Raw genomic sequence first — 14980 nt, forward strand, 5'->3', positions numbered from 1 at the left:
TGCGATCGCCATTCGGACCTCATGAAAATCATGAGACAACTCGAATGGCGGCAGCTCAATCCGCCCTATGCCTCGATCAGTCCACAACGAACCGCGAGCAATGCCATTTCCGCGCCGTTGTCGATCTGGAGTTTTTGCTTGATGTGATAGAGATGGGTGCCGACGGTGCTGCTGGACAAATGCAGGTCGCCCGCCACCTGTTGCACGGAACGGCCCCGGGCCAGTTGTAGGAAAACGGCGTACTCCCGGTCGGTCAGGGTTTCCGCAGGATGGCCGCCTTCCCCCAGCTGGGCCATGGCCAGGGCCGGTGCCAGGCTCGGATCCAGGGTGCGCCTGCCATCCAAGACCTGGCGGGCGGCGCTGAGGAAGGCTTCCGGTTCGCAGTGCTTGGCGATGTAGCCGGTGGCCCCCAAGCGCAGGGCGCGCAAAGGCGTCACGGTGTCGACGTGGGCCGAGAGCATCAACACCTTCGCCTGGGGATGCCAGGCCATCAGTCGTTCCAAGGCGGTCAGCCCCCCCATGCCGGGCATGGAGACGTCCATCACCAGCAGGTCGGGCTGATGTTCGCCATAGAGGCGCAGGGCCTCTTCGCCGCTGACGGCCTCCAGGGGTTGTTGGGCTCCGGCGCTTTGCAAGAGCAGGGCAAAGCCCCGACGGACCAGGGCGTGGTCGTCGGCCAGTAACACGGTGCATTGGTTCAGGCGGTCGTTCATGATCGGTCTTTCTCGAATAGGGGCGTCGGTGAATGGGAGGCATGGGGTGTGGGCAGGATGGCTTGCAGGCAGGCGCCGCCGTGAGGGCTCGCACCGAGCGCCAGTCGGCCCCCCAGGGCTTCCAGGCGTTCCTGCAAACCGGTCAGGCCGAGGCCGGAGCCCAGTCGGGTGGCGTCTCGGGCGGCGTCATTGGCAGCCAATCCTTTTCCGTCGTCGTCAAGCCGCAGCGATAAGGCATTGCCCTCGGTGTCCAGGGTGATCCAGATGGTGCGGGCATCGGCGTAGCGGGCGGCGTTGGTTAGGCCTTCCTGCACCGTGCGCAGCAGGGCATGGGAGCAGGCTTCATCCAGTTGATACAGAGCTTCGGGGGCCAGGGCCAGGTGGACGCGCACTGCGGGGTGGCGTTCCTGCCAGAGATAAAGGTGCTGTTCCAGGGCGCGCTCCAGACCGCCATCCCGCAGGGTTGGCCGCAGGCGCCGGAGAATCTGCGTGACTCCCTGCTGCATTTCACCGGCCACGGCCAGGATGCTTTGGGCGGCCCCATGCAGGGTGCTGTCGTTGCGGCCCTTGTGGGCGATGGCGCCGGCCAGGGCCCGAACGGCGGTGACTCCCTGGGCCAGTTCGTCATGCAGTTCCCGGGCGATGGCCTTGCGTTCTTCTTCCAAGTGGCGGTTGATGGCACCCGCGACAGCCTGTTCACTTTGCAGTCGTACGTTGTCGCGGATGGCCGCGTCCAGTCGGTCGTTCATGGCGTTGAAGCTGCAAGCCAGATGATGCAACTCGCGCACCGGATAGAGGGGTAGGCGGGTCGCGAATTCGCCCTGGCCGGTCTTGTCGAGGGCGGTCATGACTTCCGCCAGGGGACGCAGGCTGCGATTCAGGGCGAAGCGCATGGCCAGGAACAGCAAGGTCAGTAGGGTCAGTGCCCAGCCGGTCATGGCGGTCAGTTCGTCCCAGGCATCGAGGGCGGCGCGGGAGGGGTCGGGTTGCAGATGAACGGTATGGGTGGCTAGGGGCAGGTTCAAGGGAGGAAAGTCCGGCTGGACCAGGGCGGCAAACCAGGCCGGTGCGTGTCGCCCCGCTTTGTAACTGGGAGACGGGGCGCGGTAGATCAGGCGACCGTCCACATCCACGATGTCCAGGTCGTTGGCGCGAACGCGACCCACTTGTTGTACCAGGGCCAGAGCCTGATGCGGGGGCAGGCCTTGGCGATCCAGGGCGATCAGCCATTGGCTGGCAACGCGGCTCGCCGCTTCGATTTCTTCACGAATGCTGTTGCGGGTTTGGGTCAGCCAGAGACTGCCGAGGAACAGCAGCAGCACGCAGGCCAGGGTCGTGCAGAGCAGGCTGACTCTGGTTTTCAAACTCAGGGAAGCCAGACGCGTGAAGGGTTGGCGAAGGTGGGTGATCATGAGCGGCGCAGCCGGTAGTGCACCGGCACGGTGATGTCCAGGGTCTCCTCACTGCCCAGGGTGAGGTTGGCCGGGGGCGGCGGCAAGGTGGCCCCCTGGACCAATTGCAGGGCGCTACGGTCGAGCACGTCGTAGCCGCTGGAACGACTGATCTGCACATCCACCAAGGCGCCCTTGCGGGCAATGCGCAGATGGAGTCGCACCTCGCCTTCCCAACCGCGCATTTCGGCGAGGCGGGGATAGTGCTGTTGGCGGGCCAGCCAGTCGCTCAGAGACTGGCCGTATTGCGCCAGGGCGTTGTTGCCTTGCGTCGACGGGGCTTGGGGGGCTGCATTGCCAGTGGCCACGATATTGGCCGCAGTACTGGGCGGCGTGGCCTTGACGACCTCGGTTGGCGCTTCAGGCGCCGTTGTCGTCGCCATCACAGGAATGTTGCTTGGCATCGTCAATACGGGCGAGAGACTGGACGTCGCCGTGGTGGGCATCGGGACGCGCTGGGCCTTGGTGGGTGGCGGTGTGGTGATGGCGGGTTCTGTCCCTGCTTGCGCGTTATTGCTCGGCGCCAGCAGAGTCACGGACAGGGGCGGCAGCTTGATGGCGGGCGACTGCAAGGTGACCAGTGGCAAGGCCAGCAGCAGGCCGTGGCCCAAGAGCGAAAACAGCAGCGGGCCGGGCCGGGCGCCGGTGGCCGGGCGGTGGAAGGTGAAGGTCGGTGCGCTCAGCTGGACGTCCATGGGGGGCTCAATGCCGATGGGGTTTCAGCGCTTCCTGTTCCGCGGCGGGGAACAGGTGACCGACGGAGCGGCGGTACTCGCTGTCGATGACTGCCATGTCGCGGAAGGCAGCAGGCTTTGCGTGGGCCATGACCTCGTTCATGTCCTCCCCTTGCTCGGCCCCCTGGCGGATGGTGCTCGTCAGCCATTGCAGGTAGGCACGGGTTTCGACGATGGGGGCTGCGTCGGCGGCCACCGCCCCGTGGCCGGGCACCAGCCGTGTGAAGCCCGGTTGTCGGGTCAAGTTTTCCAGGGCGTCGAGGGAGGCCAGCCAGTCGGCAATGCGGGCATGGGGCGTGGTGGGTGCCCGGTGGTTGAACACCAGGTCGCCGGCGAAGAGCACGCCGGTGGTCCGGTCGTAAAGAGCCAGGTCGCTGGCGGTGTGGCCATGCAGGGACAACAGTTCCAGTTCGTGACCGCCAAGGCTGATGTGTCCGGCACCGATGGTCTGGGCTGGTGGCAGGGATTCGGTACTCTTCATCCAGTCGCCGTTGAGGCGGTACATGTTCTCGGCAAAGGCGTTGCCTTCCCGCTGCATCTGTTCCCTGGCCGTCGCCGTGGCGTAGAGCGTCGCCACAGGAAAGGCCTGATTGCCGAGGAAGTGATCCGGGTGGGCATGGGTGATGAAAACCCGCAGCACCGGCTTGTCGGTGATGGCGGCAATGGCCTGGCGCAACTGCTCGCCATAGCGCAGGGAAGGGCCACTGTCGATGACGATGACCCCCGTCTCGGTGACGATGAACCCGGTGTTCACGATGTTGCCGCCATTGGCGAAGCTGAAGTCCTCGTTACGTCCTTCCAGCACGTAGGTGCCGGTGGCGATCTGACGGGGTTTGAGGCCGTAGTCGAAATCCGCCGCCACCAACAGGGCGGTCCAGCCCAGCAGGGCGCAGAGAGAGGCAAGCCGGGAGGCAATCTTCTTCATTGCTCCACCCAGCTTTCGAAGCGGTTGCCGTTGTTGTCGCGGCCTTTCACTTGGATGCGCTTATTACTGCCATCGGCGGCCGCCGCGCCGGGCAGGCGCAGGGTGAACACCGGATTCTCCGCCACCGGTTCATGGGGTTCGATGACCATCAGCACCTGTTCCTTGGCGTCGCTGATGGTGATTTGTTGCAGGAAAAAGGCTGGCGTGCTGCCTGACAGGCCGGTGTCCATGGGGTGGATGATGCGCAGTCGCAGGCGCTCGCTGTCGCCCTGCTGCCAGACGCGGCCATTCAGTTCGTTGAGGCGCTGCTGCCATTCCGGCGAGGCGCTGCCGGTGGACGGCACGGTACAGCCGCCGCCGGTGGTGGTGACCAGGGTGCCGCCTACGTGCCAGACGCCGTCAGCCGTCTTGGCGGCGGCCCGAACCGGTGACGACTGTTGCAGCTTAATCCGGAAGCCCAGGTAGGCGCCCGCGCTGCGAGGGGTGAAACTGAGGGCGTGGAGGATGGGGTTGAAGTCGGCGAAGACCAATATGGTCTGCACTTGGCCCAGGGCCGTGGCATCCACCGTCACCGGCACATTGAGGGGGTCTTCCGCCACCTGGGGAGAAATGACCTCGACCCGGTCGTCGAATACCACCTTGGCATTGGCGAAGAATTCCTTGCGCATGTCACCCCAGCGGGGCGAGCCGAGGGGATCGGCCTGCGGCCCGGCGGCCATCGCCAGCCCGGTCCACAGCCAGGCGATCGCCATCAGCGTGTGTCTTGAACCCATTGCTCCTCCGTTTTTTTCCCGGTCCTGCGAACAGCATCTGCGGCCGGTTTTTGTGCAGTTGCGTTTTGCAAGCTTCGTGCCGCGCTTGCTGTCTTGGCGCGAAATGCCCGCATTGGCAAAGCAGGGCGGCAGTGACGGTCATGGCCGGTTTGGCCGTGATGGAAATGCGAGGGTGTTGCTGCCGGCCGTCTGTTCCAGCTTGGAGCAGGTGACGATATTTGAAGCAGAAAGTATTTGGGCGTTTCCCGCAATGCCCGTGAAATGCGGGAATTTTTCCCTGGCACGGGCTTTGCGCTTAGGGCATCCACGGCGCGGCGTCAGGGTGTGGGGCCGGGTCGTTGAAACAAACCTATAACCAAGGAGGCTTTTGAATGAAACAGGTAAATAAAACCGGGCGCACGGCGTTTGCCCTGACCCTGGTCGCTGCCGCTCTGATGGGGCTGGGCCAGGCCCATGCGAAGGAAGTGACCGACGCCGACATCGTGAACGACGCCAAGACCAAGGGGGACGTACTCAGCTTCGGTCTGGGTACCCAGGGGCAACGCTACAGCGAGTTGAGTGCGGTCAACACCAAGACCGTGAAGGACCTGGTCCCTGTCTGGTCCTTTTCCTTCGGTGGCGAAAAGCAACGGGGCCAGGAATCCCAGCCCATCATCTTCGATGGCAAGATGTACGTCACCGCCTCCTATAGCCGTATCTTTGCGTTGGATGCCAAGACCGGCAAGAAATTGTGGAAGTACGAACACCGCCTGCCCGACGGCATCATGCCCTGCTGTGACGTGATCAACCGCGGCGCGGCCATCTATGGCGACCTGGTGATCTTCGCCACCCTGGACGCCCAATTGGTGGCCATGAACAAGGACACCGGCAAGGTGGTCTGGAAGGAAAAGCTGGACGACTATGCGGCCGGCTACTCTGCCTCCGCCGCTCCCCAGATCGTCAAGGGGCTGGTGATCACCGGCATCTCTGGGGGTGAATTCGGCGCCGTAGGCCGCATCGACGCCCGCGATCCCAAGACCGGCAAGCTGGTGTGGACCCGTCCTACCGTTGAAGGTCACATGGGCTACAAGTTCGACAAGGACGGCAACAAGATCGAGAACGGCATTTCCGGTACCACCAACGCCACCTGGACCGGCGACCTGTGGAAGACCGGTGGTGCCGCCACCTGGAACGGCGTCACCTACGACCCCGAAACCAACCTGATCTTCGCCGGCACCGGCAACCCCGCTCCCTGGAACAGCCACCTGCGTCCCGGCGACAACCTGTTCTCCTCCTCCACCGTGGCCATCGACCCGGATACCGGCAAGATCGTCTGGCACTATCAGACCACGCCCCACGATGGCTGGGACTTCGACGGTGTGAACGAACTGGTGTCCTTCGACCTCAAGGGCAAGGATGGCAAGGTCGTCAAGGCTGGCGGCAAGGCTGACCGTAACGGCTTCTTCTACGTGCTCGACCGGACCAATGGCAAGCTGATCAACGCCTTCCCCTTCGTCAAGGAAATCACCTGGGCCACCAGCATCGACCTGAAGACCGGTCGTCCCAACTACGTGGATTCCAACCGTCCTGGCGATCCTTCCGCCGGTGCTGACGGCAAGAAGGGCACCACCGTGTTCTCCGCGCCGTCCTTCCTTGGCGGCAAGAACCAGATGCCCATGGCCTACAGCCCCAAGACCGGTCTCTTCTACGTGCCCGCCAACGAATGGGGCATGGACATCTGGAACGAGCCCGTGTCCTACAAGAAGGGTGCTGCTTACCTGGGCGCCGGCTTCACCATCAAGGCCACTCACGAAGACCACATCGGCGTGATGCGTGCCATGGATCCTGCCACCGGCAAGATCGTTTGGGAAAACAAGAACTACGCTCCCCTCTGGGGCGGCGTGCTGACCACGGCCGGCGGCCTGGTGTTCTATGGAACGCCCGAGGGCTACCTGAAGGCCGTGGATGCCAAGACCGGCAAGGAACTGTGGCAGTTCCAGACCGGTTCCGGCGTGGTGGCCCCGCCCGTCACCTGGGAACAGGACGGCGAGCAGTACATCTCCGTCGTGTCCGGTTGGGGTGGCGCCGTTCCCCTGTGGGGCGGCGATGTGGCCAAGCGCGTGAATTACCTGGAGCAAGGTGGTTCCGTCTGGGTGTTCAAGCTGCACAAGTCCTGATCGATCCCCCCGATCAAACCCATGCCCCTATCGCGGGCATGGGTCTTGCGCCGGTTCGGCTGATGCCGACCGGCGTTTTGCTTTTCGTGTGCGTTGATAAAGGAGAAAAACCATGTTGTCCCCCCGCAAGCTGATCTGTGCCCTGGCGTTGCTTCCCGTCGGCCAGATTGCCCTGGCCGATGCCACCCTGGACGAGAAGATGACCAAGCTCGCCTCCGCTTCCGGCTGTTTCACCTGCCACAGTGTCGAGTCCGGCAAGCCCGGTCCCAACGGCATGGCCCCCATCGGTCCTGCCTGGCAGGACGTTGCCAAGCGCTACAAGGGCGACAAGAAGGCCGCCGAGAACCTGCTCAAGACGGTGCTGCAAGGGTCCAATCCCTACGGCAGCCATTGGAAGGACAAGGTCAGCGGCCTGGCCATGCCTCCCAACGCGGTGGCCATCAACGAGGCCGACGCCAAGAAACTGGTGCACTGGATTCTGGCCCTGAAGTGATTGCTGCTGATTGGTCGAGGTGTTCCGCTACTGCTGCAAAACGAAACAGTGACGGACACCTCGACCACTGTGGTGGGCCGGTCAGCGGGGCTTTCCTCCCCTGGACTCCAGGTAGGTACGGATCGCCCATAGGGATTCCCGGTTGAGGATGTTTTCCCAGGCCGGCATGTGTTCAATGCCCACGATGGTTTTTCCCTTCAGCACGGATTTGAGAAAGTAGGCGTCCGTGTCGTCGCGACATGTGGTCTTCAAGGATCCCTCCGCCAAGCGCCGGCAGTAGCCACCCAAGCGCCGCAGGTCGGGGGCCGGCATGGCGCCGGTACCACTGGCGACTGCATCGACGCCATGGCAGCGCGAGCAGTTGTGATTGAAGATCTCACGACCAATGGTCGCTATATCGGCACGATCCCGGTAGGGATTGCTCTCCGTCTTCGAATCGCCAAGCGGTGGCAGTTGTCCTTCTGGGGGTGGAAGGTTTTCCGCCGCGTCTAGCCCCATGGCGAACAGTGTGGCAATGCAGAAGACGACGGTCAGCAAGCTGCGATGACGCCGCGGTTTAGTCCGATTGATTGCCATACCAGTCCTTGGGGCAGCCTTGGCAGCCTTCGAAATAACAGTCGGGGAAGATGGTGTAGCGCAGCACGCTGCCTTCGATATAGGCATTCTTGAAGTTCACCGAGACAAACTTGGTTTCCTGGAGGTTGGTCCCCACCAGGCGGGCATCGGCGAACCAGGCAAAGTTGGCACGGGCAGCTTCCAGATTGGCGCCGGTTAAATCCGCGCCGCTCAGGTCGCTACGCATCAGACGGGCAAACTCAAGATCGGCGCCAATCATCTTGGCTTTGCGAAAGTGCGCGGCGGGGGCATTCACCTTGTTCAGCCGGGCGCCGGTCAAATCCGTCTCGTCCAGCCAGGCGCCAGCCAGATTGGCGCCCCGCAGGTCGGCCCGGGTGAGCTTGGCACCCCGCAAATCGGCCCCTGCCAGATCCTTGCCGGCAAGGTCGGCATGGCGCAGGTCCGCCCCGGGACAACGGGTATAGGGCCAGATAGGGCAGCCATTGATGATGAGGGGTTCGACGGTTTCCTGGCCGTGGACGACCGAGGTCGCCAGACAAGCGCAGAAGGACATCCGGCGAAGGAAAAACGGTATGCGCATGTTGGTTCCTGAAAAAAAGCCGGAGCGGCAAGTTGCCGCTCCGGCCGGACGGCATCAGCGTGCCGCCATCTTGGGTAGCTTGAACACCCAGAAGGAACCGCCCTGGGTGACCTGCTTGGTCAGCTCGGCCATGTCGCCGCCCCAGAGGGGGACCGCACCGCCGTAGCCGGAAGCGATGCCGATGTACTGCTCGCCATCCTGTTCCCAGGTGATGGGCACGGAGACCACGCCGGAGCCGGTCTGGAACTTCCACAGTTCCTTGCCGTTCTGGGCGTCGAAGGCCTTCACGTAGCCGTCGGAGGTGCCGGTGAACACCAGACCGCCAGCGGTGGTGAGGGTGCCCGCCCAGAGGGGGAACTTCTCCTTGTGTTCCCATGCGATCTTGCCGGTCTTGGGGTCGATGGCACGCAACACGCCGACATGATCCTCGAACAGGCGCTTGATGCGGAAGCCCTGGCCCAGGTAGGCGGAACCGGCCTTGTAGGTCAGCTTCTCGGTCCAGTAGTCCATGGCCCAATGGTTGGCCGGAATGTAGAACAGGCCGGTCTTGGGGCTGTAGGACATGGGATGCCAATTGGTGCCGCCAAGGAAGGGGGGCGAGACGAAAACGGACTCACCCTTGTCTGCGCCGTCCTTGGGCGCCGGCGGCCGGTTGTCCTTTTCGATGGGACGGCCGGTTTTCAGGTCGAAGCCGGAGGCCCAGGTGATGCCATCCACAAAGGGCCAGGCACCGATCAGGGCGGTGGGCTTGTTGGGATAGCCGGCGCCTTCGGCCAGCTTGGTGCGATCCGTGACGAAGAAGAAGCCGTTACGGTCGGCGTGGGCCGAGGCCTTCACCAGCTTGCCGTTCTTGTCCTTGTACTCGAACAGCACCACCGAGTTGTTGCCGGAGAAGTCCCAGGCGTCATTGGGCGTGTGCTGGAAGAAACCCTTGAGTTCGCCGGTGGAGGCGTCCACGTAAGCCTGGCCGGAGGTGAACAGGCTGTCCCAGTGGCGGGGATCGTCGCCTTCCTGGGTGCGTTTCCAGGTGTTCCAGGGCGCGGGGTTGCCGGCGCCGATCACGACGGTATTGGTTTCGGCGTCGAAGCTGGCGGTCTGCCAGGGGGCGCCGCCGCCGTGGTGCCAGGCCTCCACCAGGTTGCCGTCCTTGTCCCGGGGCCAGGAGGGCGCCTTGGCATCGCCGGTGGGGGTGCTGTCCTTGCCGTTGAGTCGGCCCATGTGGCCTTCCACCAGGGGCCGTGCCCAGACTTCCTCGCCGGTGTCCGGGTCGCGGGCGAAGAGCCAACCCACCACGCCGAATTCGTCGCCGGAGGAGCCGTGCACCAGCAGCACCTTGCCGGTCTTTTGGTCCTTGATGATGAAGGGGGCGCCGGACATGGTGTAGCCGATCTTGTGGTCACCCCACTTCTTGGACCAGGCCACCTTGCCGGTGTCCTTGTAGAGGGCGACGATGCCCGCATCCAGGGTGCCGAAATAGATCTTGTCGCCGTAGATGGCGGCGCCACGGTTCACCACGTCGCAGCAGGGACGGATGTCCTCGGGCAGGCGGTGCTCGTATTGCCACAGGCGCTTGCCGGTCTTGGCATCGAGGGCGTAGACCCGGGAGTAGGAGCCGGTCACATAGACCACGCCATCCTGGACCAGGGCTTGGCCTTCCTGGCCACGCTGCTTTTCGCCGCCGAAGGAAAAGCTCCAGGCGGGCACCAGGTTTTCCACGTTCTTGGTGTTGACCTTGGTCAGGGGGCTATGACGCTGGGCCTTGAGGCCGAGGCCATAGGACAGTACGTCGCCCGGGGTCTTGTCGTCGTTCTGGATGTCGTCCCAGGTGACCTTGGCGCCGGCGGCCCAGGTGCTGCCGGCCAGGGTGAGGGCGATGGCTGCTGCCAGGGGGCGTAAAACTCGACCCGGAGTCCGGGGCTTGTCGGTTGCCAGGGATGGGGTGGATAAGGTGCTCACAAATTCTCCTCCTGAATGTTGTTCGTCGATCCCGCTATCACGGGAAATTTCAGTCTAGGAGGCGTTGCGATATGGGGCTTGGGATTGCCCCCCTTGCTGGTCAGGAAATCTTCCCTGGGATAGCGGGGGTGTTGTGGGACAAAAATTGCATAGTTTGTCGAAGCCGAAAACGGCGACGGACAAAAACAAGGAGGAAAACATGACCATTCGAGTAATGCTGCTGGACGACCATGCTGTGGTACGGACCGGCTATCGCCGCCTGGTGGATGCCGAAGGCGACATGGTGGTTGTGGCCGAGGCGGCATCGGCGGAAGAGGCCTGCGCTTTTCTGCGGGCGGAAGCCATCGATGTGGCCGTGGTGGACTTGTCCCTGCGCTGCGGCAGCGGCATCGAGGCAATTACCCGTTTGCTGGCGCGGCAACCAACCTTGCGGGCGATGGTATTCAGCATGCACGATGAGCCCGATTTCGCGGTGCAGGCACTGAAAGCTGGGGCGCTGGGCTATTTGACGAAGTATGCCGAGCCGACGGAAATGCTGGATGGTATCCGTCGTGTATTTCGTGGCGAGCGGGTGCTCTCTCCCACCATGGCGCAATCCATTGCCTTGCAATCGCTGGACGGAGGCAGTCCCATGCATCGCCTGACGCCGAGGGAATTTGAAATTCTTCGGCTAACCGTGCAAGGGGAAGCCACCATCCGGATCGCATCACAACTACATTTGAGTCCGAAGACGATTTTTAACCATATGTCGGCCATCCGTCAGAAACTGGAAGTCAGCGGTGATATGGCCTTGTTCCAGCTTGCCGCCCGTCACGGTCTCATTGCCGCACCCGCTGGGTGGGAAGGTCGGGCCTGAGCCACAGCCCGCACGGAAGGGAGGTTCAACCTTCCTGCTGTAGTTTTCGATAGAGCGTGGTGCGGGTAATCCCCAGCTCCCGGGCGGCGGCAGAGATGTTGCCGCCGCAACGGGCCACCGCCTCCCTGACCAGGCGAATTTCACAACTGCGTAGGCTGACATCGTTTTGCGCTTGCGGCAGGGGGGCGGGGTCGGTCATTTCCGCCGGCAGGTGATGGGGGCGCAAGCAGGGATCCTGGTCGTCAATCAATGCCGCCGCCAGGCGCAGGACGTTGCGTAGCTGCCGGATGTTGCCCGGCCAGTCGTGGCGTCGCAGCAGGTCCATCGCATCGCTGCTGATGCTCGGTGGCTGGTTGTCCGCTTCCTCCGCCAGAATCCGCCTGGCCAGGCTCGGCAGGTCCGATCGTTGGCGCAAGGGGGGCAGCCAGAGCGTGATCCCGTTGAGGCGGAAAAACAGATCGGCGCGAAAATGCCCGCTGCCGACTTTTTCCTGCAAGGGATGATGGCTGGCGCAGATGATGGCAATGTCCAGGGGGTATTCGCGGCCACCGCCAAGAGGCGTGACACTCCGCGTCTCGAGTACCCGGAGCAGGACGGATTGCAGCGACAAGGGCATGTCCCCGATTTCATCGAGGAAAAGGGTGCCGCCATTCGCCTCCCTCAGTTTTCCCGGCGCGCCCTGTTGGCGCGCGCCGGTAAAGGCACCTTCGCTGTAGCCGAACAGCTCGGCCTCGATCAGGGGCGGGGGAATGGCGGCGCAATTGATGGCAACGAATGGCCCGTCGCGGCGGCGGGAACTCAAGTGGCAGGCACGGGCGAAGACCTCCTTGCCGGTGCCGGTTTCGCCCTGGATGACCAGGGGAATGTTGCGGTCCACAACCTTCATGGCGCGGTTGATGGTGACCCGCATGCGGGAATCCCCGCTGTCGAGGGCAAGCAGGGGGGCGCCATCGACCGGATGGCCGTTCGAGCCGTGGCCGGGTTCGGCGTCGGGTGAATGAAGCGCCGGACCCAGTCGCAGCCAGAGCCCTTCTTCGCGCCCCGGGGGCGGTTCGAGCGTGATCGACTCGGTGGTTTTTCCTAGTAGCTGCTTTTCAGTAACGGAAAGGCCGAGGGCCTCCCCCAGGGGAAGGCCATGACCCATGCCGATGAATTGTCGCGCCCGTCGGTTGGCGGCAATGATTTTCTGCCCCCGGTCCAACATCAGAAGACCCTCCAAGGGCGTCTCCAGGGCTTCCTGGCTGTGGGCGATACCGGCCTCGCGGCAGCCCTCGGGATGGGTTTTCACCAGGCGCGTTTCGATGAGGTCTACGGCGTTTTGTATCAGGGCCCGGCCGAGGGGGATGGAAAGGTCACCATCGCCGAGGATGCCAAGGACGCCGATATTGCCACCGGGCGATGCCGGTTGCGGTATGGGACAGGCCACGCCCCGTAAAAACCGCTGACACGCGTAGTAGTGCTCCTCGGCGACCACCGCCACGGCCTGATTTTCGATCAACGCGAGGGCGAGGGCATTGGTTCCCCTTGCCTCTTCGCGCCAATCCGCGCCGGGAACCAAGTGGATGGTGATGCTTCTCGCCATCAACCCCTGGGCGCCGATGACCCGAAGTATCGTGGCCTCGCCGTCGGCGAGCACGATCAAGGATGAGGTCCGGGCGAGGGATTGGTGCAAGTGTTCAATGAGCGGCTGGGCATAGGAGACCAGTCGGTCGTTTTGCTCCATCAAGCGGCTGAGCTTGTGGCGATCCACGGGGGCCGCCGCCGGGTAATGTCGGCTGTCCTGGCCGCGCTGATTGCAACGCTGCCAGGATCGATGGATGAGCTCGCTGGTGGTGGGGGGGGGCATGGCGACGCTGATCGCATGAAACGTGCCGCGAGCAATGGCGCGGTGAAATCCGTCGTGGGCGGCGGTTCACGTGGCGCCGATGCTCTTGCTTGGTACATCTGTCAAAAAATGGAACAGGTTTGCCCCTGTCGGTAGCGGCCATTCCCCCTGATGCCAGGCTTATCCCCTGAGGGATGGGATGTCGCGCTGGGGCCTTAAAGCTTTACAGGCAAAATTTTTAGTCCTGGCATGTTAGATGCTGGTGTGGGGGCAACGCTCGATCGCGTTGCCCATCAAAAAATCACCGACAGACATCAGGAGGAACACATGCTGTACGCACTCCCCGGCACCGCTGGTGCAAAAATCCAATACAAGGCCAAGTACGACAACTTCATCGGGGGCAAGTGGGTTGCTCCGGTCAAGGGCCAATATTTCGATGTCATCACGCCGATCACCGGCAAGCCCTATACCCAGGCTGCCCGCTCAACCGAAGAAGACATCAATCTGGCCCTGGACGCCGCCCATGCCGCCGCCGACAAGTGGGGACGGACATCGGCCACCGAGCGCTCCAACGTCCTGCTCAAGATCGCCGACCGCATCGATGCCAACCTGGAACTGCTGGCCTATGCCGAGACCGTGGACAACGGCAAGGCCATCCGCGAAACCCTGAACGCCGACGTGCCCCTGTCTTCCGACCATTTCCGTTACTTCGCCGGCTGCCTGCGTTCCCAGGAAGGCGCCATCAGCGAGATCGACGAGAACACCATCGCCTACCATTTTCACGAGCCTCTGGGCGTAGTCGGTCAGATCATCCCCTGGAACTTTCCCCTGCTGATGGCAGCCTGGAAGCTGGCGCCCGCCCTCGGCGCCGGGAACTGCGTGGTGCTCAAACCGGCCGAGTCCACCCCCATCAGCATCCTGCTGCTGGTGGAACTGATCGCCGACCTGTTGCCTCCCGGCGTGCTCAACATCGTGAACGGCCTTGGCCGCGAAGCCGGCATGCCCCTGGCGACTAGCAAGCGCATCGCCAAGATCGCCTTTACCGGTTCCACCGCCACCGGCCGCGTCATCGCCCAGGCCGCCGCCACCAACCTGATTCCCGCCACCTTGGAGCTGGGCGGCAAGTCGCCCAATATCTTCTTCCCCGACGTGGCGGCCCACGACGACGATTTCTTCGACAAGGCCATTGAAGGTCTGGTGCTGTTCGCCTTCAACCAAGGTGAAGTATGCACCTGCCCCTCCCGTGCCATCATCCATGAGTCCATCTACGACAAGTTCATGGAGCGCGCCCTGGCCCGCGTTAAGGCCATCAAGCAGGGTAGCCCCCTGGACACCGACTCCATGATGGGCGCCCAGGCTTCCCAGATGCAGATGGACAAGATCCAGTCCTATCTCAAGCTGGGCAAGGAGGAAGGCGCCCAGTGCCTGATCGGCGGCGACCGCGCCCACCTGGGCGGCGAGCTGGAGGAGGGGTACTACATCCAGCCGACCCTGTTCAAGGGCCATAACAAGATGCGCATCTTCCAGGAAGAAATCTTCGGCCCCGTGCTGGCGGTGACCACCTTCAAGACCGAGGCGGAAGCCCTGGAAATCGCCAACGATACCCCTTACGGCCTCGGTGCCGGTGTTTGGAGCCGCGATGGTTCCACCGCCTACCGCATGGGTCGCGGCATCAAGGCTGGTCGGGTGTGGACCAACTGCTATCACGCCTATCCCGCCCATGCCACCTTCGGCGGCTACAAGGAATCCGGTATCGGTCGCGAGACCCACAAGATGATGCTGGACCACTACCAGCAGACCAAGAACCTGTTGGTCAGCTACAGCCCCAAGGCCCTGGGCTTTTTCTAAGTTCCATGAAGGGGCGCCTCGCGCCCTTTCGGTATTGCTTACTTCCACTGCGTGTAAGTCTTTCGGGCGACTTCGGTCGCCCGTTTTTTTCTCT

General features: G+C 63.2%; 13 protein-coding genes. 4 read left to right on the forward strand and 9 right to left on the reverse strand.

Annotated elements, in window-relative coordinates:
- Positions 1-65 precede the first annotated feature (65 nt).
- The 5 genes from ACYQ2U_RS03560 to ACYQ2U_RS03580 are packed head-to-tail and all read right to left on the reverse strand — an operon-like array spanning position 66 to position 4596.
- The gene (locus ACYQ2U_RS03560; RefSeq protein ID WP_459948950.1) at positions 66-713 is read right to left on the reverse strand and encodes a response regulator; all 648 of its coding nucleotides are present in this window, start codon (positions 711-713) and stop codon (positions 66-68) included.
- On the reverse strand, positions 710-2125 hold the full coding sequence (locus ACYQ2U_RS03565; RefSeq protein WP_459948951.1) for an ATP-binding protein: 1416 nt from the start codon (positions 2123-2125) through the stop codon (positions 710-712). The genes ACYQ2U_RS03560 and ACYQ2U_RS03565 overlap by 4 nt, the downstream gene beginning before the upstream one ends.
- Positions 2122-2859: an energy transducer TonB gene (locus ACYQ2U_RS03570; RefSeq protein WP_459948952.1), complete on the reverse strand. Its 738-nt coding sequence runs from the start codon at positions 2857-2859 to the stop codon at positions 2122-2124. The genes ACYQ2U_RS03565 and ACYQ2U_RS03570 overlap by 4 nt, the downstream gene beginning before the upstream one ends.
- Before the next feature lie 7 nt (positions 2860-2866).
- The gene (locus tag ACYQ2U_RS03575) at positions 2867-3823 is read right to left on the reverse strand and encodes a quinoprotein relay system zinc metallohydrolase 1 (RefSeq protein WP_459948953.1); all 957 of its coding nucleotides are present in this window, start codon (positions 3821-3823) and stop codon (positions 2867-2869) included.
- Entirely contained in the window at positions 3820-4596 is a 777-nt protein-coding gene (locus tag ACYQ2U_RS03580; RefSeq protein WP_459948954.1) for a quinoprotein dehydrogenase-associated SoxYZ-like carrier, read from the reverse strand. The genes ACYQ2U_RS03575 and ACYQ2U_RS03580 overlap by 4 nt, the downstream gene beginning before the upstream one ends.
- Positions 4597-5030: 434 nt before the next feature.
- Here ACYQ2U_RS03580 and ACYQ2U_RS03585 point away from each other — a divergent pair, with 434 nt between their 5' ends.
- Positions 5031-6752 carry a PQQ-dependent methanol/ethanol family dehydrogenase gene (locus tag ACYQ2U_RS03585; protein WP_459949240.1) on the forward strand — a complete coding sequence of 574 codons (1722 nt, stop codon included), beginning with the start codon at positions 5031-5033 and terminating at the stop codon, positions 6750-6752.
- 112 nt (positions 6753-6864) lie between these two features.
- Positions 6865-7245 (forward strand): c-type cytochrome, encoded by a 381-nt coding sequence (locus tag ACYQ2U_RS03590; protein WP_459948955.1) that lies wholly within the window; start codon positions 6865-6867, stop codon positions 7243-7245.
- 81 nt (positions 7246-7326) lie between these two features.
- On the opposite strand, the gene ACYQ2U_RS03595 is transcribed toward ACYQ2U_RS03590, so the two are convergent.
- Genes ACYQ2U_RS03595 through ACYQ2U_RS03605 form a run of 3 tightly spaced genes read right to left on the reverse strand, consistent with a single transcriptional unit; the run spans position 7327 to position 10357 of the window.
- Positions 7327-7782 carry a c-type cytochrome gene (locus ACYQ2U_RS03595; protein WP_459948956.1) on the reverse strand — a complete coding sequence of 152 codons (456 nt, stop codon included), beginning with the start codon at positions 7780-7782 and terminating at the stop codon, positions 7327-7329.
- A 19-nt stretch (positions 7783-7801) separates the two neighbouring features.
- A complete protein-coding gene (locus ACYQ2U_RS03600) occupies positions 7802-8401 on the reverse strand; it encodes a pentapeptide repeat-containing protein (RefSeq protein WP_459948957.1) in 600 nt (199 codons plus the stop codon).
- Between the two features lie 54 nt (positions 8402-8455).
- Positions 8456-10357, reverse strand: a complete 1902-nt coding sequence (locus ACYQ2U_RS03605; protein WP_459948958.1) for a methanol/ethanol family PQQ-dependent dehydrogenase — start codon at positions 10355-10357, stop codon at positions 8456-8458.
- A gap of 199 nt (positions 10358-10556) precedes the next feature.
- Here ACYQ2U_RS03605 and ACYQ2U_RS03610 point away from each other — a divergent pair, with 199 nt between their 5' ends.
- Positions 10557-11213: a response regulator gene (locus ACYQ2U_RS03610; RefSeq protein ID WP_459948959.1), complete on the forward strand. Its 657-nt coding sequence runs from the start codon at positions 10557-10559 to the stop codon at positions 11211-11213.
- A gap of 25 nt (positions 11214-11238) precedes the next feature.
- Here the strand turns inward: ACYQ2U_RS03610 and ACYQ2U_RS03615 are convergent, their stop codons facing one another.
- The gene (locus tag ACYQ2U_RS03615; RefSeq protein WP_459948960.1) at positions 11239-13059 is read right to left on the reverse strand and encodes a sigma-54-dependent Fis family transcriptional regulator; all 1821 of its coding nucleotides are present in this window, start codon (positions 13057-13059) and stop codon (positions 11239-11241) included.
- Positions 13060-13365: 306 nt separating this feature from the next.
- On the opposite strand from ACYQ2U_RS03615, the gene exaC reads away from it, so the two are divergent.
- Positions 13366-14886: an acetaldehyde dehydrogenase ExaC gene (gene exaC / locus ACYQ2U_RS03620; protein WP_459948961.1), complete on the forward strand. Its 1521-nt coding sequence runs from the start codon at positions 13366-13368 to the stop codon at positions 14884-14886.
- The last annotated feature ends 94 nt before the right edge of the window (positions 14887-14980 follow it).

It is taken from the genome of Denitratisoma sp. agr-D3 (assembly GCF_054658675.1).

Excerpts from the sequence above, each read along its gene's own strand:
- ACYQ2U_RS03560 (WP_459948950.1), bottom strand. The coding sequence starts at position 713 with ATGAACGACCGCCTGAACCAATGCACCGTGTTACTGGCCGACGACCAC.
- ACYQ2U_RS03565 (WP_459948951.1), bottom strand. The coding sequence starts at position 2,125 with ATGATCACCCACCTTCGCCAACCCTTCACGCGTCTGGCTTCCCTGAGT.
- ACYQ2U_RS03570 (WP_459948952.1), bottom strand. The coding sequence starts at position 2,859 with ATGGACGTCCAGCTGAGCGCACCGACCTTCACCTTCCACCGCCCGGCC.
- ACYQ2U_RS03575 (WP_459948953.1), bottom strand. The coding sequence starts at position 3,823 with ATGAAGAAGATTGCCTCCCGGCTTGCCTCTCTCTGCGCCCTGCTGGGC.
- ACYQ2U_RS03580 (WP_459948954.1), bottom strand. The coding sequence starts at position 4,596 with ATGGGTTCAAGACACACGCTGATGGCGATCGCCTGGCTGTGGACCGGG.
- ACYQ2U_RS03585 (WP_459949240.1), top strand. The coding sequence starts at position 5,031 with ATGGGGCTGGGCCAGGCCCATGCGAAGGAAGTGACCGACGCCGACATC.
- ACYQ2U_RS03590 (WP_459948955.1), top strand. The coding sequence starts at position 6,865 with ATGTTGTCCCCCCGCAAGCTGATCTGTGCCCTGGCGTTGCTTCCCGTC.
- ACYQ2U_RS03600 (WP_459948957.1), bottom strand. The coding sequence starts at position 8,401 with ATGCGCATACCGTTTTTCCTTCGCCGGATGTCCTTCTGCGCTTGTCTG.
- ACYQ2U_RS03610 (WP_459948959.1), top strand. The coding sequence starts at position 10,557 with ATGACCATTCGAGTAATGCTGCTGGACGACCATGCTGTGGTACGGACC.
- ACYQ2U_RS03615 (WP_459948960.1), bottom strand. The coding sequence starts at position 13,059 with ATGCCCCCCCCCACCACCAGCGAGCTCATCCATCGATCCTGGCAGCGT.
- exaC (WP_459948961.1), top strand. The coding sequence starts at position 13,366 with ATGCTGTACGCACTCCCCGGCACCGCTGGTGCAAAAATCCAATACAAG.